Origin of the sequence: Candidatus Photobacterium acropomis, from assembly GCF_030685555.1 — a bacterium.
Classification (GTDB): Bacteria; Pseudomonadota; Gammaproteobacteria; order Enterobacterales; family Vibrionaceae; genus Photobacterium; species Photobacterium lucens.
In genome coordinates this window covers 1,842,467-1,864,284 of record NZ_CP131609.1, presented here as the reverse complement: position 1 = coordinate 1,864,284, position 21,818 = coordinate 1,842,467, and the positions used below count along the sequence as shown (strand labels likewise).

Genomic DNA, 21,818 nt, shown 5'->3' with positions numbered 1-21,818 from the left:
AAGAGTGAGTGTAATACTCACTCTTTTCATTTCTGCAATATAAAATCGCCAAATTAAAATTATGCAAACTAAAATACGTATCTATATTTGAATAGCTTAATAATATTGTGGAAATAAGGAACCAATATCTATTTTTTATAGCTAAAGGTTATTCTATTAATCTTCTGTTAAGGTTTCTATTGCTATTGTCTTGTTAACAGCATTAGTTTGCTTGTTTTTATAACAAGTAAATATGATAGAGAGAGCCCCTTTATTCTCTCATCAATAAAACATTTAAATAATAGAGAGTAGAAGTTGTTATGAATAATTCTCAATACCAAATCATTGCACAACGTATTTTTAAATCAGAAAATCAACGTGTTGCAGTTGCAGCTGTTGTTTTTGATGGCTTATCAAGCTACGAAGCAGAGAAGCGTTTTGAACTTCCAAAAGGCACTTTATCTCGCAACGTTCGTAAATATAAGAACGAAGTGAAATACATTGAGTCTGTATCAGCAGCATAATCTTATTGTTAACATAGCTAATCCACTTCATGCATATAGTGCATAGATAAAAAAACAACATTGGTTTAGCTTGGGTGAACAATATAAAAAGGAGAGTTAATACTCTCCTTTTTTATATTTCCTATTAATCAAACTTACCTGAACGATATCGCACAGTTAATACGAAAAATCCTACAGTTATAATAAATAGTCCGATTAAAGCAGGAACGCCAATATTAAGTAATGTCATCCAAGGTGTTTTACTCAACAAGATATTAATTGACAGATTATTGACTTGACTTATCCAATCTCCAATTACTGTTGAGTCAAATACAAAAGTTCCCATTATTTTAATTAAAATAATAATCACAAAAATCGTAATTAATGGATGATCATTAAATTGTGATATAAAAAAGATCAAACAAGCTATTGGTAATAGCGCTAAACTCATCGCAGCCATGGTAGAAATAAACTCACCATAATGCAGTAAAATCGCCATTCCATTAACAGAATACTCCGTCAAAAGGCTCTGTGGAACAAACCATTGCCCTACAATCCATACTGTAAGATCTGAAAACAATAGTAAAAACGATGAGAACAGTGGGATCACAATCAAAGCAAACACCAGTTTGATCGCAATCGCTTGGTTATCTGTTACAGGCATTGAATGCCAAAAAGCAAGGCTGCCCTCTTTTCTTTCTTTCGCTAACGTTCTTGCTGTGTAAGTAAAAAAGCTGATCAATGTCACTAGTCCAGCGATAAGAAAGTTTATTAATCCAATAACACCTGCAAATGTTTCGCTGCCTGCTAGTGTCGGAGTCCAGCTTTCTAAACCTGAGGTTTGAAGATTAAAGGAAAAATTACCAGTATTACTGATGATCAAGCTGATATTGATTATCGCGAAAACAACCAAAAACAAAGGTAAACGAGTAACGATTTTATGCTCTAGCAATTCCTGGCCAAGTAGCGTTTTTATCGGGCTCATAAAACCTCCTGTTGTTGCTTTGCAATAAAGATATCGGCAAGACTTGGCTTCGTGACGGTTCCTAACATACTCAATTCAGCTTCAGAGATATTTTCAAATAGCAAACGATGTTGACCTAACCCTTGCTTACAGCTGATGGGCTTCAAACGCATTGCTTGGTCGAGTTGTTGATCATCAACAGATAGCACATTATAACGCTGAGACAGATCATCCAGACGACCTTGTAATACAGTACGCCCTTGCTTAAGTACCAATACATCTGTCAGCATATGAGCAATTTCATCTACTTCATGGCTGGCAATAATTAGCGAACGCTCTCCATCATGAAACCATTCCATTAAATAACGATAGAATGTCTCACGATACATAAGATCAAGCCCCAATGTTGGCTCATCTAAAATTAATACATTAACGTCAGTCGCCATGACTAAAGCAAGATGAAGCTGAACTTTCATGCCTTTAGAAAGCGCTGCAATTTTTGATTTCAGCTGAATATTAGTTTGTGCAAGATAGCGATCCATCTTATTTTGATCATAACGAGGATGAACACCTTGGACATATTTCATCACCTGTTTCACTGTCATCCATTCAGGTAAGACAGCAACATCTGAAATATAACCAAGTCGCTCAACAATTTTTGCTCGATCTTTTTGTGGTACAAGGCCAAAAATATTTAATTCACCTTGATATGAATGCATCCCAAGCATGGCTTTGATCAATGTTGATTTACCTGCCCCATTATGTCCCAGCAGTCCCAATACTTGGCCTGACTTCAGTTCAAACGAAACATCAGTCAAAGCGGTACTCTCTTGGTAGGACTTACTGATATGTTGAGCAGAGATGAATGTAATCTCTACATTATTGTTTTTCACGCATACTTCCTTTGGCAATGCCTGCTTATATTATGATTATGTATTACCCATCAAAGAGTAACGATAAAAGCTATCTTCTATCAACTATTAAAACTGATTTGTTTTATAACCTAATTTCAGATAATAAGTGCCTTCAAGTTACAAGGTTCAGAATACTTGTTACAACGTCAAGTTCAATGAAAGCAATAAAGCGCAACGCTTATCTATTTCCAAGTAACGTAAGACAAAACAAAGCTGTAAACGGTCAGTTAATTTGAATATTTCTAGAGTAGAAAGGCCCGATAAGCAAATAGCAGTAAATTACCGCATATTATCTGTTAACAGGGGTATTAGAGTAGAGAGGAAGAAGGTATAAAACTTACTCAGCTTTCAAGAACAAATTTGAATACAAATTGATAATATTGCTATCTATTCAAAATAAAACCGAATAAATATCATATTTAATCAAATAAACCACATTTAAATGATAAAAATAACTAATAGTAACTATTGTGCATAAACACAAAATTTTGATAAATAACTATCGTATACAGAGCTTAATCAGACATTACTCTGTATACGTCAGTGTTCTGAAGTAATAATAGCAATCTATTAAGAATGCAAAATAAAATTCAATATAACGTCATAGAATACAAATTCTATAGAATATTCTCTGAGGTTAATGATAAATATGTTTTTAAATCAATAAATTGCTTTATATACTTTTATTCTACATCGTCTTCTTCTAAAAGATCGTATGGAGATACACCATCTTTTTCCATCATAGCTAGGATTTCAATCATGCGAGTATGGCGAGATTCTTGTTTGAATTCATGCAGAACAGCAATAAGGTTGTTTATTTTTTGAAGTGGAATTCTTTTAATAACTGCTTTTTGACGACCAGGAACTTCATCAGCAAAATCAATTAATATTTGTCTGTAGTCAACACGCGCTTCTTTTACAACACCCGTTTCTTCCACACTTTTTAACATTGCACTCAGCGCTTTTTCTGCTGCTGCGAAACTATCCATTAATTACCTCGAGGACACAAAACTAGTTACGGCAAGGAAACCGTATCATCTATTAGTAACATCACTAATGAACATAGTTGTTTTCATTAGTTTGTACATATTTAGTCTTAATGAAATTAACGTCCCCAAAGGAATGCTGGGGCCGATAACTGTAAAAAACAATTAACTAATCACTAAGAAAGTCTGATTCTTTTATTATAATTGAATTTTACAACTTAGTATAACAGGGAGTATTACTTTGGTAGATATTACTCTCTGTTGTTAGTATTGTGAATACATAACCATGTAAATTTTTCTCTAATCTACATAATAGAGTCACATTTCGGGAAGAGTTTACAAAAAATTCGCAATTATTAATGCCTCATGAATCATATTTACAACTCTAATCACAGTTTATCTTAACCGCTATCATAATGTTTCAATTATGGTTTATTCACTTATTATCAGCCACTTAATCAAACACTTTCAGCGCTATCAGATACAACAGCTATTAAATTTTATAAAGGAATAGACTATAGTTAGCGCCATATCATCCTTGTTATAGGTATTACTGTGCGCCATTATCAACAAACACTAACAGCACTTTGCTTAGGTACACTTCTCTCTTTATCGAGCTTTAGCTCATATGCATCTATTTCTACCTCTGGTGGTTTTACAGCATCACAGAGTTGCGAAGCCTTCCAATCATTTCGCAAACAAACCAATCCAGATGACACCAAACTGATTATCGGTAAACAATATCAAGTAAAAGCGCTTAACGAACGTGATTACCGTTGGGTACATATTCTTGTACCAGATGCTCAGCCTGCGATGCGTTGGGTAAATAAAGATTGTGGTACGGTTAACCTTAACCAAACGATTTCTGAACCAACAAAGAAACCAAACAACAACTATAGTAACTCACGTAAAAGTTGTAGCACTGTAGGTGACTTCGATTCCTATGTATTAGCACTTACCTGGCAACCGGGTTTTTGTGAGCATTTTAGTTACAAAGGCACTAAACCTGAATGTAACGCGATTAATGATGGCAAATTAAAAATCACTAATCTTACACTACACGGCTTATGGCCAAACAAAGCGAGCTGCGGTACTTCATATGGCTACTGTGATCGCTACGCGCGCCTAGATTTATCTCGTAGCACGATTAAAGAAATTGCACCTTGGATGCCTAATTTTTATTACCAAACTAAATTTGGTGAATATGAATGGAAAAAACACGGCACTTGCCAAACACGTAACGCTGATGATTATTTCCTTACAGCAACCAAATTAGTTGAAAAGGTTGATGCATCACCTATTGGACAATTTATTAAAGACAATATCGGCCGTAACGTTTCAGTCTCTAGTTTTAAGAAACAATTAACGTCGAAATTTGGTAGTGATGCTGTTGATCGCATTAGCCTTGCATGTACTCAAGGTAAATACTTAAATGAAGTACGTCTGAACCTTGGTAAAGACATCGATCTAAGCAAACCAATTGTTGATTTATTAAAAGCAGGTCCAAAAGGTCGACCTTTCTATGGTAACTGTCACAAAAAGATCTATATCGAAGATTCAGGTAAATAATACTTGCCGAGCTAGGTAAGCATTATTAATAAAGGGATAAGTTATACTTATCCCTTTTTATTTGTTTTTAAAAACACCATTCATAAAAATGTAAAAAGTATTCACGCACACTTTAAAAGGGTCTACTTTCTTCGTTAACAATTCCTATCTCTCATCAATCTAAAAGAACAATAATCCAGTTTAAATGTTAACTCCGCGTTAATATTCTTACATTGTGATAATGTACAGTGTTTATTTGATAGCTATCAATGATGCAACACCGTATTATTTAAGCTACTGATAAAAAAGAATAAAAACACATTACAGCGTTTAAAATGTAACGCGTTACATAGAATTGATTCTTTTTTTGTGATATAAGTCCACTTGGATTTTTAGTGATTCGTGCTACCTTGCATCGCCTTTTAAAGCAATTAAGTCGGTTAGATGTTAGATGGTTGTGATATGTTCATTAAAGAATATTCATTCAAATATTAATTATAAAAAATATCATCATACAAACCGATAACTTGGAATTTTCACTACAAATGAATCTTCCTATTTCACTTGATTATTGATGATTAAGTTTTATTGACAGGAAAAATTATGAATTCTACGAATGAAAATTTGCTCACAACTATCAATGATAGTTTGTTAGCAATCATAGGTTCAGTTAACGGCGTACTATGGGGACACGTTCTGGTTTACTTACTCGTTGGTGTAGGTATTTATTTCTCACTCCGTTTAGGTTTCATCCAGATCCGTCAATTCCGCCATGCGATTGATGTATTAAAGAGTGGTCGTGATTTAGAAAACGGCATCAGCTCATACCAAGTTTTCTGTACTTCAATGGCTGCACGTGTGGGTACAGGTAACATGGCAGGTATCGCAGTTGCATTAAGTGTTGGTGGCCCGGGTGCGATTTTCTGGATGTGGGCAATTGCACTATTTGGTATGGCTACAGCCTTTATTGAATCAACCCTTGCGCAAGTTTACAAAGTAAAAGACGTTGATGGTCAATACCGTGGCGGCCCTGCTTACTACATGGAAAAAGGCTTAGGCAAGCGTTGGATGGGTACCCTGTTCTCAGTTTGTTTGATCATTGCTTTCGGTTTCGTTTTCAATGCTGTCCAAGCAAATACCATTACTGATGCTCTACACCACTCTTTCGGCTTTAACGAAACAACGCAAGGTATTGTGATCGTAATCTGTTCTGCATTCTTCATCATGGGTGGTCTACGCCGTGTTGCTGCTGCATCAACAAAGATTGTGCCAATCATGGCACTTGGTTACCTTGCTATTGCAATCGTAATTGTGATCATGAACATCTCTGAGCTTCCAGCTGTACTATCGCTTATTGTGAAAAGTGCTTTCGGCTGGCAGGAAGCGGCAGCAGGCGGTGTGGCATTTACTATCTCTCAAGCAATGCAAACTGGTATCGCTCGTGGTTTATTCTCAAACGAAGCGGGTATGGGTTCAGCAGCTAACGTAGCAGCAAGTGCAACACCAAACCCTAACCACCCTGCATCACAAGGTTTTGTACAAATGCTAGGTGTGTTTGTTGATACCATTGTTATCTGTACTGCGTCTGCTGCGATGATCATGCTATCTGGTGTAATGGATATGCCTAACTCAGGTCAAGGTATTAGCCTGCTTCAAACAGCACTGTCACACGAGCTAGGTAACTGGACGACTTACTTCATTGCAGCAGCGATTCTGTTGTTCTGTTTCTCGTCAATCATTGCTAACTACTCATACGCTGAAACAAACATCATGTTCCTAAATGGCAACACTAAAAAAGGTCTGATGCTATTCCGTTTGTGTGTACTAGGTATGGTCATGTTCGGCTCTGTCGCTTCACTACCTGTTGTTTGGAATCTTGCAGATGCTTCTATGGGCTTAATGGCACTGGTGAACATCATTGCGTTAATCTTCCTATCTAAATTGGCTATTCGTGTCATCAAAGACTACGAACACCAGCTAAAACAAGGTAAGACACCTGAGTTTGATCGTTCTAAGTTCCCTGAATTAGAAGATCTAGAAGGTGCATGGCACCCAGAAACAATTGCTAAAGCACGCCGTGAAAACGGTAATAGCTTCGCTAAATAACTAGCAACACACGAACAAAGCCAGCATGGGTTAATCCTGCTGGCTTTTTTATTATCATGACTACTGATTTAGTTCAGCAACAATGACTGATGTGATGTCATTCGCTATCGGCGACATATTTGAAGGAAACACTGCAACTACCTCTCCTTTTTTATTCACCAGATACTTTTGAAAATTCCAGCCTACAGATTTACCTGATTGAATCGCTAATGTTTTATAGATCGGGTTAGCATTCTTGCCCAATACTTTCGATTTTTCCATCATGGGAAAGGTGACACCATAATTGCTATAACACACTTTGGCTATTTGCTTTTCGGTCCCTCGATCTTGCATAAAGTCATTTGAAGGAAACCCTACTACCATCAAGCCTTGATTTTTATATTCTTGGTATAGCATTTCAAGCTGCTTGAATTGTGGTGTGAACCCACATTGACTGGCAGTATTCACAAACAGTACCACTTTGTTATTAAGCTGCTGACAAAAATCAAAGTTCTCAGTACTGTCGAGTTGCTTCATTGAGTGTTGATAAATACTGGGGCAAGTATTCGCTTTCGCTACCAATGGGATAGCTAACATTAAAAGGAGAAAATGAAAGAGAAAAACGTGGCGAACACCGAACGGCAGATAAAAAGAGACAGGCATAATGTTTCCCTTATTTTCAGTAATATATTGATAAATACCTTACTGACAATACGAAAAAGGGCTAAAGAAAGTTCATTTCTTTAGCCACTATTGATGGGAGTTAAACATTACATATAACCGTTTTGAAATTTCCAAGCATCACTCATCTTCTCAATAACGCAGGCAGGAAGAGGTCGATGCGCTTTAGCAGGTTGTGTTGCTATATTCCGATAGCCACACCTCTTTAATCGTAAATCAAAGGCACGATCGATTTGCATACCAGCACGGGCGAGATCCCAGCGGAAAACCCTTAGTGCTAAATATTCATGTTGTTCTAATTCACCTCCATAAGGATATTTCAGTACTTTATCGTATGCAGTTTTCGCTAAATCGAAGTTCACTTTAATCATAAGTTCCTCCTTAGCATCAGCCAGTTAACATAATATTATCGGCTATAACCAAGCTAAAACGTTACAGTGTCGCAGGCAAGCTTTTTCGCAATACAAACGACAATAAAGTGCAACTTCAAATCAACAATGTGAACTAAATCTATTATATTTGGCTTATCAACCATAAAAACGATTAAGAAAACCACAAATAACAGCGTAATTAACTTCGGCTATTTGTTTTCTTTAAGAAAGGCTTTAATCCACCATTAAGCTGAATTACTATGCTTCATCGAATAACGCTAGGAACTGAAAAATGCAACAAATCAAAATCACCGCTAACCCGCAGATTGCCGCCATTTTTAAAACATGGGCAACCGAATGGGCAACCGAAGTTCAAGACGGCAAAAAAGACGCTGCAAACAAATTCCACACTGTTTACAACATTGCAGCTGAGTTATTCGCAAAAGGCGGAGAAATTGAGATTTCTTTCATTTCAGCTCTGTTTAACGACTGTAAGCAGAAAACTGAAATGGCTGAGCAAATGGTAAATAAAATCAAGCTAAGCCTAAAAGATGATCCTGAGCGTGCAGATAAATACATCCAAAAAGTCAATACAGCAGCACAAGATGCCGCTTTCACCATGAATTATCTTGGTCAACTTCTTCTGCAATCAGCTTAATTCTTTTTATACAGCTCACTTCTTGAGCTGTATAACCTTTCTTTGCTTATATCTTTGACAAATCATCGTTAAGAAATAATAAATTCTATTTATAATACAAATATACTTGTCAGTTGTGGTTGATAGGCATACATTACGCAGCATTAATATCCCTACAGCAAATACATTACCCACTATTCTTACTTGTATCTGCTTTGCTCGCGTTCTTGCTATCAAATAATGAAAAAGTATTCTCTTCGCTTAATTTGGTCTCGTTGGTTTTCTAACGCGGCAGATATCCCCGACTCTATTCGTATCACCATTCCTATGGTGTTATCGCTTGGACTATTTTACTTTTTCGGCTTCACTGCTGCGGGTATCTCAGGGCTGATCACCGCATGGTTATTAGGCGTACAAGGGCGTGATCTGCCTTACTTAAAACGCCTACAAATTCTGTCTTTATCAACCATTTTCACTGCTGGCTCGACCTATTTAGCCTACAGCGTCTATGACAATATTTGGCTAAGCTCAGTAACGTTGTGCTCGATAGCGATCGTCTATGGCTTAATGTCTAATCAACGACCACACATTCGCTTATTTGGTTATAACTTCGGTTTCACCTACATCATGTCGATCCACTTCGCCAGTGCCGATAACCCTTTTCTGATCATTCTATTTGCGAACTTATTTGCAGCACTTAGCGTTATGTTCACATCTTTGATGTTATGGCCATTCTTCAAAGGCCGTATATTGCAATGCCATATTCAATCCGTGACAACATCACTGGCTGATTGGCTAGATACATTACGCTTAACGGACGACGAATCGCTACTTGAAGAGAAAAGACAACATTTTTATCAATGCGCTCATAAAGTCGCTTATTACAGCAATTCTATTACTTCAGCCAAACGTACCGAGCAAGTACGTATGGAATTACAACGCTCATTAGAAGTGGCAGAATATGTTATTAGCCTAGAACGTATCTTAAGTTTCAGTTTGCATGAAACAACCCGTATTCGCCTATTTGCTTGGATCGAACAAGCCGCTTTCGAATTAAAACATCAGCAACAGATCACTGCGGTTTTTGATGTTAACGAACGTAAAAACAACCAGTATATTGTTGATTTGTTGGAGCAATTAAAGCGTTGTTATAATTTTTCTAACTTTTCATCATTGGATTACAGTAAAAACATTTACTTGTTTACCTCTGATACCAAATCGTTTTTACGCAATTTCAAACGTGCATTGAATGTAAAATCGAAAGAATGGCGTCATGGGGGAAAAATTGCGCTCACCTTGGCAATCACGCAATTTTTAACGATTTTCTATAACATCCCACAAGGCTACTGGATTTCACTCACCGCTTTTATTGTGTTACTGACCTCTTCAATGGGTGTGACAAATCACCGTATGTGGCATCGCTTTTATGGTACTGCGCTAGGCGGATTATATAGCTTTGTATGCTTGTATTTCGTCCCTCATCAGCACTTGATCATACTCACCAGTATTTCGGTGTTTTTCGCCTTTACGACTTACCATAAAGAGCGTTACGACATACATGTATTCTGGTTAACATCGATGATTGTGTTTGCGATTAGTTTACTGTCACCTGATAACACGCTAATCACTTTCTATCGTATTATCGATACCCTCTTTGGTGTCACGATTGCGTTTTCTATTAACTATTTCATTGCCCCAAGTTGGACTATGCGATGGCTTGATCAATACATTACACGCATGATGCGATCTCAGATCTTGTATGTGACAGTGCTAGATAAGCCGCTTTTTGAGCAAAAACTGAATTTGTATAAGGTGCAAGATAATTACTACACCTTAAAAAATGAAATCTTTAACCTATTGAAAGAGCCTAATTTAAGCCCTCGTACATCACAGGATTGGCGCAGTTTGCTTATCATCTTACGGCGTTTAAATGACTCATTATTATTGGCAACAAAGTTAGGGATTTATTCACAAGAAGATAGCCAATTTAGCCAGAAGTGGATTAAGCAACTGTCATGGATTGTTAAGCACTTTCCGCACCGCTATGGACAACTATTAAAGCCAGATTTAGAACAAGATGACTACGAGCACCCAACAGACATGCTCTGCTCATTAATTGAAAACGATATAAAACAGTTAGAAGGTTGGCTATTCCACCAGCAAGCCTTTGCATTAAAATAACAATAAGGGCGAGGTGTTTACTATAAACACCTCGCCCTTTTGTTTTTCAAATCGTGATTTGTCACTAGTATTACTTATCGCTAATCGTGCTAGCTTCCACTGTGCGAACTCGTTTCGTTGCTACATCGACCGATAAATAATAAAGTTGGCTGGCGTCATCATTAAATTTTTCATAGCTAAATAAATAGCAAGTTTCACAATCAAATATAGGCTGAGAGTAATCGAGTTCTAAATTCGTGCCATCTTTCTGATAATAGTCGCTATCTATGGCAAGCCCTACCGCTTCAAACGCCTGATCTTTATCATCATATATCGGCGCTTTGCTCACATCTTGGTTATATTGCGTTTTATTATGCTTAATGATGTGCATTTGATCATTTGTGGTGAGAATAATATTTTTCCAGCCGTCTGTTATATCGTTACCAAGTAAGACTGGACGTTGAATATTTTTCCACTTAGCGATAATTTTATCTTTATCATCAAATAGATATGCATTGCACTGTTGTTTATCGCAATATTTATCCATTTGCATCAAAATAAAGGTTTCTTGTTTTCCATTGTTATCTAGATCCGCCCGTCCTGATAAATAAGCAGGTTCATTTTCTGTGGTTTGAGGAAGCGTTTCACCTTTAGCAAGAATATATTCGGTAACTAATTGATCTAGTGTTGCCTGCTTTGGCTTGATTTTTTCTTCATAAAGCGCAAAAGCAACCAGAGCGATAACAGTCAGTACAATAGACAAAAATACAATTTGGCGTTTATCCATCATTCATCCTTATCTATAACCGTGTTACCACTCTTAGTGTAATCGCTATTTTGTATCCTTGCTTTTACGGTTGTCTAATAGCTACCAAGTAATTAACCATTTAAAGACTTTTTCTCGTCAATACGTTTACGGTGCCAAATAGAATAATGGCGAAGCCCTGCCGGACCATGAGCAATAAAAACAGAAAGGATAATCACTGCTATATAAATATGTGCCTGTTGTGCAGGTAACCAAACAATTGACAGCAACATCAATAACTTCACAAACGTAAGTACGCCTTTAAGTTGGATCAACCAAAGCTTTGAACGATAAATTTCCAATGACATCATGGTGATACCACTCATCATGGCTAAAATCCACCAATTGATCCACAGTGACTTTTCTACCGCAAAAATAAACCCCGCACTCGATACGGCAACACCTAAGATGTGTAAAGCTCGAATTGTGGTTTTCGCCAAACGCTGGCACCAAAAGCGCGTTTCAGAAATAGTATAAGGCTGACCTTTATTTGGATGAGGTTGGTGATGCGCACGCGGAGAGTGAGATTTTTTATCGGTCATAATCGTTGGAATTCAGCTAAACGGTGCGCAAGGATAACTGATATTGAGATAACACTAAATATTTGCCGGACGAAATGCTGTAATTTCACCATCTGCCACTAAATAACAATCCATTCCAGCCGCCTTAGCTGCTTGGCAACCTAACTCAGTATCTTCAAATACCACACAATCTTTGGCTGCAACCCCTAACTTTTCAGCAGCTTGTAAAAATGTTTCAGGAAATGGTTTGTGTTGGATAACTTCATTGGCAGTCACAATTTCATCAAGTAATGGCATTAAACCTGCCGCAGTTAAGATCTCTAATGCATGTCGACGTTGACAACCTGTACCTATTGCCGATGGCATACCCAATGCTTTTGCTTGTTTTAAAATCTCAAAGGTTCCAGTAATGACTTCACCTTTTTGCTTAATATCATCAAAGTTGCGCAATTTAGATTCAGCTAAATACACAGGATCCGCATCAAGCTGGTATTTCTCGATCAAGGCTTTGGCAGTATTGAGCGTTGGAGAACCGCCCATGGTATAGAACCAATCACGATCAACAGGAATACCGTGGGCTTCACAAGTTGTTTGCCAAGCATCAATATGTGCTGGCATTGAATCCACCAGCGTGCCATCCATATCAAAGATAACCGCTTTGTACTGACTTAAATCCATCTAACTAGCTCCCTCTCTTCTTTGCATTATGCTGCGTTACGATTTCACTTTTTGACTCTATAGCCATTAAGGAACAAGTCTACACAGCTTTCAAGATAAGCTTCATTTTCTTGGCTCGTCATATCACAAGGTTGACCTAATTGAGCTAAAAAGACGATACGACCATGTAGCATTAATAATAATTGCATTGCAGCATCTTTCGCTGAAATAGAAAATGCAATTTCACCTTGCGCTTGTTTCGCCGCTAAATACTCCGCCAACATCGTAATTGTGGTTTGAGGCCCTGCAGAAACAAACACTTTCGCCAGATCCGGATGTGTATCTAACTGACGTATAGCCGTTCTGTATGTCACGATCGCTTCTTCTGAAAGTAGGATCTCTTGGAAACGTTTCGCAAACCCACACAATACCGTACGTGTATCGCGATCATCATTGAGCAAGATATGTTCGCACTGGCTTTCCATGCATTTAGCACGAATACAGGTATCAAACAGCTCATCTTTGGTTTTGAAATGGGCATATACCGTTTGCTTTGACACATTTGCTTCTACCGCAATGCTATCCATCGTTATGGCGTAACCATGCTGGATAAACAACTTAGTGGCAGCATCTAAAATTTGTTGCCTTTTCATTTGACTTCTTGGTGTTAACACTCGATCACCTGCAAGCAGTTTATTGCTAAATATTTTATGAAAAACGCTAAATCAAACTAGACAGTCCAGTTTAGTTGGTATACTTTTTAATCATATGGACTACAGAGTCTAGTTTAATATTAGGATAGCTAGCAATGCAATGGATAACCAAACCTTCTTTAGCGTTATATGTGATCGTTAGCACAGCCGTTATCAGTGGATGTGATGCATCAGAAAAAAGCGTAGATACGGAGTCTCAACAGATACTTAGCGTCAATACGCATCAACTCAAGCAGCAAGATAATTTTGCCATTGAGCGTGAATATGTTGGCTTTGTTCAAGCAGGACAGCAAGCTAAGCTAGGCTTTGAACTTAACGGTAAAATTGACACTATTTACGTTGATACGGGCGATACGGTTAAAAAAGGCGATCCACTATTAACGCTAGATACCCAATTGCTAGCAACCGAGGCCGATCAATTACGTGCGCAGCAAGCGCAAATCACGGCACAATTAGAATTAGTGAATGCCAATCTTAAACGTCAGAAATCGCTGAAAGCGAAAGGCTTTAGTGCCGCTTCAGACATTGATAACCTCACCAGCCAACGTAAAGAGCTACAAGCGAGTATTCGCCAACTTTCCGCCACCCTTGCAGCCAACCAATTACGATTAGCAAAATCGACCATTATTGCTCCCTATAACGGTGTGATCAGTGCTCGTCATGTTTCTCATGGTGATGTTGTTAACGCAGGAAACCCGACCGTTACCTTATTGGCTAATAATAATAAAGAAGTTCATATCGGGATCCCAATTGATAAAGTCTCAGGCGTATTGGCTCAAAAAAACTGGACGGTGCGTATTGGTAAACATGCTTATCCGGTCAACTTATTAAATCCAGGTGCAACCGTTGGTTTAAATAACCGTACGATCAGTTTCCGTTTTTCACTTCCTGCAGATGCCAAAGTGATCAATGGTGAGCTTGCCTACCTTAATTACGATGATACCCAATCACAATCTGGCTTTTGGGTACCTTTATCAGCATTAACTGATGGTATTCGAGGTACATGGAATATCTTTGCTGTTACTGAAAGTGGTGCAGGCCCTGAGGTTGAACGTCGCTCAGTACAATTACTTTATGCCGCTAATGATAAAGCCTTTATTCAAGGTGCAATTCAAGATGGCGAACACATCATTGCTAACGGATTACACCGCTTAGTACCGGGGCAAATCGTTACCATAAAGCCACAAATCATCCCAAAGCAGAAAACGGCGACTAAGCCGACTGATGCTAACGATAACGGGGTGTAAGCATGAAACGTATTCTTTCTAATACCCGTTTATTGGTTTTAGCAGTTGCATTGTTGATTGTTAGTGGCTTATCAGCGCTATCGACCCTGCCTCGTGCTGAAGATCCGATCATTAATAACCGTAATGCCTCAATCATTACCCACTACCCTGGTGCAACAGCAGAACGTGTTGAAGCTTTAGTCACAGAGAAAATTGAAAACAAACTTCGAGAGCTCGATGAAATTAACAACATTACTTCTGTCTCACGCCCCGGTGTATCACTGGTAAGTATTGAGCTAAAAGACAGCGTTACCGATTCTGAGCCAGTTTGGTCTGATGCTAGAGATAAGCTCTCAGATGTCACGCCACAATTGCCGAAAGGCGCCTCTGTTCCTAATTTAGACAGCGATCATTCCTATGCTTTTACTGTGATCACCGCTTTAACTTGGCGAGGAAACTCAACCACCGATCTATTAACACTTCGTCGCTACGCTATTGAGCTAGCAAATAGACTACGCACATTAAATGGCACTGAATTTGTTGATGAATATGGGCTGCCAGAAGAAGAAGTGGTTGTGAAAATTGATCCTGTTGCTGTCAGTGCGTTAGGCGGGTCAGCCATTTCTATTTCCTCAGCCATTCAAGGTGCAGATGCCAAAAATGCCGCAGGTGAACTAGTCAACGGTCAAAATCGGTTTAGCCTTGAAATTGCTGATTCTCTCGATTCACTTGATCGGATTCGTCAAGTACCCATTACGATTGATAGTAATGGTCATCTTGTTCGTTTAGAAAATATTGCTACCATCAGCAGACAGCAAACCAATCCTGCCGCTGAAATAGCCGTTATTGATGGTAAGCCCGCAGTGATTGTAGCAGCACGTATGCAGCCTCATTTACGTGTCGATCAATGGACGGAGCGTGTTAATCAATTTCTGACTCAATTTGAACACGAATTACCGAGTAATATTAAACTCAATCATATCTTTGAACAGCAAGGCTACACCCAAACACGTTTGTCCGGTCTAGCATCTAACCTATTACTTGGCTTTGCATTAATACTTGCTGTTCTATTCATTACCTTAGGGGTACGTTCAGCGATTATTGTTGCGCTGTCTTTGCCATTAACCTGTTTATTTACCTTAACCTTAATGCATTTTACTGGCTTACCGATGAACCAAATGTCAGTAACCGGCTTAATCGTGGCACTAGGGATCATGGTAGATAATGCCATTGTCATGGTCGATACCATTCAGCATTATCGTCAAAAAGGGATGGAGCGTTTAGAAGCGGCATTAAAAGCTATCCATCATCTTTGGATCCCATTATTAGGCTCAACACTAACAACCGTTCTTGCCTTTGCGCCTATTTTCCTCATGCCCGGCCCTGCTGGTGAGTTTGTTGGTGCTATTGCGCTTACCGTTTCATTCTCACTGATCGGCTCATACATTATCGCCCATACCTTAGTCGCAGGATTTGCTGCCCACTGGTTACCCAAGCAAAGTAACAGTCATGCATGGTATCAAACAGGATTAACGCTACCGTGGTTAGCAAAGCAATTTGGGCGAACAGTACAAGTAGCCATTAAGCGTCCTTTACTCACATTGGGGATCATGTCGATTTTGCCATTTATCGGCATGTGGAGTGCTTCTCAACTTACCGAGCAATTCTTCCCTCCTTCAGATCGTGACATGTTTGAGATTCAAGTATTTTTGCCACCTCAAGCCAGTATTGAAGCGACAAAACAAACAACGCAAAAGATTGATAAACTGCTGGCTGAACATACAGATATCGAGAACGTTAATTGGCTTATTGGGACTAACTTCCCGTCGTTTTACTACAACATGGTAGCAAGCCAGCAAGGCACACCTAACTTTGCGCATGCCATGATCAAAGCAAAAGATTTTAAAGTTGCTAATAAATTAATCCCAAAACTTCAGCAACAATTGGATCAAGACATTCCAGAGGCACAGATCTTAGTACGAAAACTAGAACAAGGTCCCCCTTTTAATGCGCCATTAGAAGTACGTTTATACGGCAATAATCTTGATAAATTAAAAACCATTGGGGAAGATATTCGCTTACTGATGGCAAGTACGCCTAACGTTACCCATACTCGAGAAACACTGCTTTCTGGCTTACCGAAAGTACGTGTTGATGTTAACGAGCAAGCTAGCCAACTAAGCGGCTTACAACTCACAGATATTGCCAATTTATTGCAAGCTTCGTTAATTGGGATCACTAATGGCAATATCATCGAAGGTACTGAAGCCATTCCAATCCGAGTGCGTGTTGATAACAACGCTCGTGAGAATATGACCCACTTAGCAAACCTGCATATTCCAGTGATGAATAACAATAATAATGAGCAATTTTCAGGGATACCGATTTCCTCGCTTGCATCATTATCACTATCACCGACTCGAGGTGCGATCCCCCACCGCAATGGACAAAGGATCAATGTGATCGAAGGTTATTTAAAAGCAGGTGTATTACCACAAACAGCATTGAACCAATTTAAAACCAAGCTAGATAAGTACGTAGCCACATTACCTGCCGGTTATTCGGTTGAAATTGGTGGTGAATCAGCTGAGCGTAATAAATCAGTCGGTAACTTAATTGCTAACTTATCCATGGTGTTTACTTTAATGATCATGGTGGTCGTGATTTCCTTTAACTCATTTAGACTCAGTTTGATCATCTTCACTGTGGGCTTTATGGCATCAGGGTTAGGTTTATTATCGGTCTGGTTATTTAACTATCCTTTCGGCTTTACCGTGATCATAGGGTTATTAGGTTTGATCGGCTTGGCTATCAATGCCGCCATAGTGATCTTGTCAGAACTAAAAGCCGATCCCAATGCGCTTAATGGAGATCACAATGCCATTCACACTGCGGTAATGAGTTGTACACGGCATATTACCTCAACCACCATTACCACTGTGGGCGGCTTTATTCCACTGATGTTAGAAGGTGGTGGTTTTTGGCCACCGTTTGCTGTCACCATCGCTGGCGGTACGGTATTAACTACCCTGCTTTCTTTCTACTTTGTGCCTGCAGCCTTTACTTTACTAATGAAACGTAAAGCGCTTAACAGTAGCCAATTACAAACAGCCTAAATCAAAGCCCAATAGTGTTCCCCTTTTAATCGGTACACCATTGGGCTTAAATATTTTGTGCCATTTTAAATAAGCTAACCAAGCCTTAACACGCTGTTCACTTTAAATTGCTCTTAAATCGAACAACTCGATTTTAGCTCTTGCTGCATTTGTTCAAAGTTAAGATTAGTAAAGTATTCTCGATTCACTTTAATACCTTGGCTGTTCAGCCAATGGTCCTTTTGAGAGCCCATACCATAGTTAATGCGATAGACCGAAAAGTTCTGATAATGCTGCATAAACGCTAAATTTGGCGATAAATGCGAGCGTTGCTGCGTTAAATTGGCATAATAATAAACTTGTCCGTCACAATTCGACACTATGTACGAACCTGATTGATTACGTACAGCAATATAGAACTTATTATTGCTAGAGGTAAATAACTGCCATTGATTAACTTTATCCGTTAACGCAATCGCAATAATTTCATCTACCGGAGTAACTTGTTCAGGCGTTACTACATTACGTTCTTTTTTATCCGCTAAGCGAATTGTTTCCTTTTCAATGACATTGACTGAAGGATTTATGCTCTTTATCTCATCGACAGAAGCTACTGGCTCCGTGTTAATAAATACTGAAACAATCACCACAAGTAATATATTTAAAGCGATAGAAGAATAAACAATCCCATATTTAAATCGTGATGACTTTTTTTCCTGATTATTCTCATTCGTTGCAATGGGATGAATCAGTGTTTTTGCCATTTCTTGTTTAAGTTGTTCTGTTATTTTTTTATTATTTTTTGTTTCATTATTTAAAGATTTTCTTAAATCTAAGATTTGTTGCTCTAACTCAACATTTTTTGTGCGTTGAATTTCTAATTCTTGTTTTAATTTTTGCGCATACTTCTTGGTTAATATCAGCTTATCACTTGAAACTGATTCACAAGTTTTATTACCGTTACCCTGTAATATTTCATTATAAGCAGATGTGATCAGTTGCATTAATGCACTCGAACCTAACTTGTCCGGATGCAAACGATGGGATAATAATTTATAACGCTTTTTGATCTCACTAGGAGTTGTATGCTCAGTTGTACCAAGCAGATCGTGAAATGTTGTCATTGCCAGTTTTATTGACTTGATAAGTTAAATTACTCTGCAATGAACAAGCTGTTAAGGCAACCACTAAGCGCCGAAAGTGGTGCCTTCATTCACTTTTTTTGACGACTCGCACGAAATTCGCCCGGTGAACAACCTATGTGTTTTTTAAACACCCGCGAAAAATAGGATACGTCTTTAAAACCGGCAGATAAGGCTACTGCTGAGATTTTCTCTTGATCTGAGCTTAATAAGCCGCAGGCTAAATCCAACCGCTTTTTAATAATGTACTGTTTAAGTGTTACTCCCATAATATTATGGAATAGACGTGAGAAGTACGTTGATGAGAATTGACAAGCACTGGCTAACTCTTCTTCACGTAGTGGCGCACTTATGTCTTTATCTATAATGGTTAACGCAGGCAAAATAGACAATTCACGCTGAGAAATGTCTTCAGCATTGATCATATTGTCATCATGTGTATGAAGACGAGTTAAACAAGCATCAACCTTCTGCCTTGTCGCATTACTCGACAAAATATCTTCAGCCCCTGCGCGTAGCGCAGAAACCGCTAACTCCGCATCTAAATCATGATAAACAATAACGACTTTAACATCAGGGAAACGCTGCTTAACGGTACGTAATAATTTAAAGCCATTTGATTGAGAGTCTTGTATTTCAATAAATATCAACTCAAAACCCGTCATTGTTAATAATATTTCAAATGGCGATACATCAACCAGATTATGATATTGCAACAAAATATCTTTGGTACTGGTGTGTTTTTCTTTATGACAACAATTTACCCAAATCACATCATCACCTGTATGGTTACTATCTTAATAGGTTTATTTGATGATCATCCTTTATCATAAAACATTATGTCTTTTACAATTACATCAAATATTACTATCTGACACTTATTAATATGGCTAATAACGGTTATAAACACTAATTTTTCCAGTAATAAAGGAATGTCTTATAAGTTAGTAATGAGACGTGTATTTTATTCTACCTATAAAATATTGACTACATTTAGCCAATAAATACACAATCAGGTTTAATTTTAAACCTTTTTAGTTATTAGTTGATTTAATTCCATAACAATTAAATCTAAAAACAATTAAAATATTTTGTAGCAAAAAAAAAACAAGTACCATATTTCTAATACAAAAATTTACCTATTTATTTTGTTACAAATGTTATCTTTGTGATCACGATCATAATGTATAACAATTAATATAACTCACAAAAAAGAATCAACGATAGTATACCTGTTTGATATTAAATTATGTTACGCGATTAGGGATTTATCAATGCGTCATATATTTCTCGGCAGTTGCTTATCTGTTATTGCAACCACTGCTATTAGTTGTTTATTTGCACCTCCTGCTTTAGCTCAACCAACCAATAACCATTCCCATGTAATTGCAGCCTATTATCCTGATTGGAAGGTCTACACACCTAAAGCACCTTATAGTGCCAATATGCTACCCGTGGATAATCTTTCTCATATCATTTATGCCTTTCTTGCTGTCTGCGGTCCTGTTGATTCCTCTCCCGAAAATATAAAAAAGATCATGAAAACCCAATGTGCTAATAAGCCTATTGGTACCGCGATCATTCTTGATGATTATGCCGCTCTACAAATAAAGCTTGATGGTAAAACATCGCATAAAGTGGGTTACCGAGGTAATTTTGGACAATTAAAAGCTCTCTCAGATGAAAACCCCAATCTTTCTATTTTGCCAAGTTTTGGTGGTTGGACGTTGTCAGAACCTTTTCATACAGTGGCATTAAATGATGAATACCGTCAGACTTTCGTTAAAAGTGCTGCTGCACTGATCAATAAATACAACTTTTTCGATGGAATCCAAATCGACTGGGAATATCCGGGAGGTCATGGCTTATCCGGCTTAGGAAAAGACAATATTGATAATGAACGTTTAGCCTATACCAAACTGATCAGTGAATTACGTCAGCAATTAGATCAACTTGGCCAAGAGAATCAACGTCGTTATCAACTATCAGCGGCAGTCAATGGTGGTCCCAAAACATTACCAGGGATTAATTGGAAAAAGGTCTCACAAGATCTCGACCAAATTTATCTGATGAGTTTTGACTTTCTCGGTAACTGGGGAAATACCGTCGGTCACCATAGTAATTTATATAGTACAGCTACAACGCCAAATAACACCTCGGTTGATAATCAGGTTACAGCCCTGTTAGCACAAGGTGTTGATAGCCATAAAATCATTATTGGCAGTCCTTTTTATGGCCGAGGGTGGCAAGGCGTAAAAGATGCATCAGCCAACAAGCTTGAAGGGTTAAACAGCTCTGGTGGCATGGATAAAGGCTCGGATATAGATGATCCCGGTTACTTTAATTATTCCGACATCATGAAGTATCTCATTAATAACAAACGTATGGGATATCAATACTTCTATGATGAGCAAGCACAAGCGGCTGTGCTTTATAGCAAAAAGAAACAAGAGTTCATTAGCTATGAGGACAAACGATCGCTACAAGCCAAGATTGATTATGTAAAAACGCACAATCTCGGTGGTATTTTTGGCTGGGAAGCGACATCTGATAACAACCATGAACTTATCAAACAGCTAAGCAACGCTTTTAAGAAATAATCCCACTCGTCATACCTACAAGCTTACTTATGCGTTTTAAGTAAGCTTATTTTTTATCCGTTAACCTATTTCTACTATCAACACCAGCCTATTTTTTTTACTTTTAGACCAATTTTTACGGTTTGATTAATTTTTTTGCTGACAATCACATTTCATTGCCCTAACATTGCATCCCGAAATATGAGTTCCGATGAAGACAGCAGGAGAGCGGCACAAGAATTTACCATGAAG

General features: G+C 38.1%; 19 protein-coding genes. 8 read left to right on the top strand and 11 right to left on the bottom strand.

Translation table 11 applies throughout. From position 1 onward, the window contains the following. Positions 1–299 precede the first annotated feature (299 nt). Complete coding sequence (locus tag Q7657_RS15605) at positions 300–503, top strand: hypothetical protein (protein WP_008986909.1); 204 nt, start codon at positions 300–302, stop codon at positions 501–503. Positions 504–627: 124 nt separating this feature from the next. Here the strand turns inward: Q7657_RS15605 and Q7657_RS15600 are convergent, their stop codons facing one another. From Q7657_RS15600 to Q7657_RS15590, 3 genes are all read right to left on the bottom strand, one after another. Beyond that, positions 628–1,467 carry an ABC transporter gene (locus tag Q7657_RS15600; RefSeq protein ID WP_107165172.1) on the bottom strand — a complete coding sequence of 280 codons (840 nt, stop codon included), beginning with the start codon at positions 1,465–1,467 and terminating at the stop codon, positions 628–630. Further along, on the bottom strand, positions 1,464–2,339 hold the full coding sequence (locus tag Q7657_RS15595; protein WP_107165171.1) for an ABC transporter ATP-binding protein: 876 nt from the start codon (positions 2,337–2,339) through the stop codon (positions 1,464–1,466). The genes Q7657_RS15600 and Q7657_RS15595 overlap by 4 nt, the downstream gene beginning before the upstream one ends. 704 nt (positions 2,340–3,043) lie before the next feature. Continuing rightward, positions 3,044–3,349: a hypothetical protein gene (locus tag Q7657_RS15590; protein ID WP_053988166.1), complete on the bottom strand. Its 306-nt coding sequence runs from the start codon at positions 3,347–3,349 to the stop codon at positions 3,044–3,046. A gap of 552 nt (positions 3,350–3,901) precedes the next feature. On the opposite strand from Q7657_RS15590, the gene Q7657_RS15585 reads away from it, so the two are divergent. Together Q7657_RS15585 and Q7657_RS15580 are read left to right on the top strand one after the other, a co-directional pair. After that, positions 3,902–4,915: a ribonuclease T2 family protein gene (locus Q7657_RS15585; protein WP_107165170.1), complete on the top strand. Its 1,014-nt coding sequence runs from the start codon at positions 3,902–3,904 to the stop codon at positions 4,913–4,915. A 582-nt stretch (positions 4,916–5,497) separates the two neighbouring features. Then, a complete protein-coding gene (locus Q7657_RS15580) occupies positions 5,498–7,000 on the top strand; it encodes an alanine/glycine:cation symporter family protein (RefSeq protein ID WP_053988168.1) in 1,503 nt (500 codons plus the stop codon). Between the two features lie 60 nt (positions 7,001–7,060). On the opposite strand, the gene Q7657_RS15575 is transcribed toward Q7657_RS15580, so the two are convergent. Continuing rightward, positions 7,061–7,642 carry a glutathione peroxidase gene (locus Q7657_RS15575; protein WP_107165169.1) on the bottom strand — a complete coding sequence of 194 codons (582 nt, stop codon included), beginning with the start codon at positions 7,640–7,642 and terminating at the stop codon, positions 7,061–7,063. Positions 7,643–7,749: 107 nt separating this feature from the next. Further along, entirely contained in the window at positions 7,750–8,031 is a 282-nt protein-coding gene (locus Q7657_RS15570; RefSeq protein ID WP_008986902.1) for a hypothetical protein, read from the bottom strand. A 292-nt stretch (positions 8,032–8,323) separates the two neighbouring features. Here Q7657_RS15570 and Q7657_RS15565 point away from each other — a divergent pair, with 292 nt between their 5' ends. Both Q7657_RS15565 and Q7657_RS15560 read left to right on the top strand, forming a co-directional pair. Continuing rightward, the gene (locus tag Q7657_RS15565) at positions 8,324–8,689 is read left to right on the top strand and encodes a hypothetical protein (RefSeq protein WP_107165168.1); all 366 of its coding nucleotides are present in this window, start codon (positions 8,324–8,326) and stop codon (positions 8,687–8,689) included. A 219-nt stretch (positions 8,690–8,908) separates the two neighbouring features. After that, positions 8,909–10,849: an FUSC family protein gene (locus tag Q7657_RS15560; protein ID WP_107165167.1), complete on the top strand. Its 1,941-nt coding sequence runs from the start codon at positions 8,909–8,911 to the stop codon at positions 10,847–10,849. 70 nt (positions 10,850–10,919) lie between these two features. Here the strand turns inward: Q7657_RS15560 and Q7657_RS15555 are convergent, their stop codons facing one another. The 4 genes from Q7657_RS15555 to Q7657_RS15540 form a co-directional block, all read right to left on the bottom strand. Then, entirely contained in the window at positions 10,920–11,615 is a 696-nt protein-coding gene (locus tag Q7657_RS15555; RefSeq protein WP_107165166.1) for a hypothetical protein, read from the bottom strand. 92 nt (positions 11,616–11,707) lie between these two features. Then, positions 11,708–12,175: a hypothetical protein gene (locus Q7657_RS15550; protein ID WP_107165165.1), complete on the bottom strand. Its 468-nt coding sequence runs from the start codon at positions 12,173–12,175 to the stop codon at positions 11,708–11,710. Positions 12,176–12,229: 54 nt separating this feature from the next. Beyond that, entirely contained in the window at positions 12,230–12,832 is a 603-nt protein-coding gene (locus Q7657_RS15545) for an HAD family hydrolase (RefSeq protein ID WP_107165164.1), read from the bottom strand. 44 nt (positions 12,833–12,876) lie between these two features. Next, positions 12,877–13,464 (bottom strand): TetR/AcrR family transcriptional regulator, encoded by a 588-nt coding sequence (locus tag Q7657_RS15540; RefSeq protein WP_258178212.1) that lies wholly within the window; start codon positions 13,462–13,464, stop codon positions 12,877–12,879. Between the two features lie 155 nt (positions 13,465–13,619). Between Q7657_RS15540 and Q7657_RS15535 the strand changes: the two genes are divergently transcribed. Both Q7657_RS15535 and Q7657_RS15530 read left to right on the top strand, forming a co-directional pair. Next, entirely contained in the window at positions 13,620–14,771 is a 1,152-nt protein-coding gene (locus tag Q7657_RS15535; RefSeq protein WP_107165162.1) for an efflux RND transporter periplasmic adaptor subunit, read from the top strand. Positions 14,772–14,773: 2 nt separating this feature from the next. Then, a complete protein-coding gene (locus Q7657_RS15530) occupies positions 14,774–17,866 on the top strand; it encodes an efflux RND transporter permease subunit (RefSeq protein ID WP_107165161.1) in 3,093 nt (1,030 codons plus the stop codon). Positions 17,867–17,979: 113 nt separating this feature from the next. Here the strand turns inward: Q7657_RS15530 and Q7657_RS15525 are convergent, their stop codons facing one another. Both Q7657_RS15525 and Q7657_RS15520 read right to left on the bottom strand, forming a co-directional pair. After that, positions 17,980–18,969 (bottom strand): J domain-containing protein, encoded by a 990-nt coding sequence (locus tag Q7657_RS15525; protein ID WP_107165160.1) that lies wholly within the window; start codon positions 18,967–18,969, stop codon positions 17,980–17,982. 89 nt (positions 18,970–19,058) lie between these two features. Then, a complete protein-coding gene (locus Q7657_RS15520; protein ID WP_053988177.1) occupies positions 19,059–19,760 on the bottom strand; it encodes a response regulator transcription factor in 702 nt (233 codons plus the stop codon). A 501-nt stretch (positions 19,761–20,261) separates the two neighbouring features. Here Q7657_RS15520 and Q7657_RS15515 point away from each other — a divergent pair. After that, positions 20,262–21,587, top strand: coding sequence for a glycoside hydrolase family 18 protein (locus tag Q7657_RS15515; protein ID WP_107165159.1), 1,326 nt, complete (start codon positions 20,262–20,264; stop codon positions 21,585–21,587). The last annotated feature ends 231 nt before the right edge of the window (positions 21,588–21,818 follow it).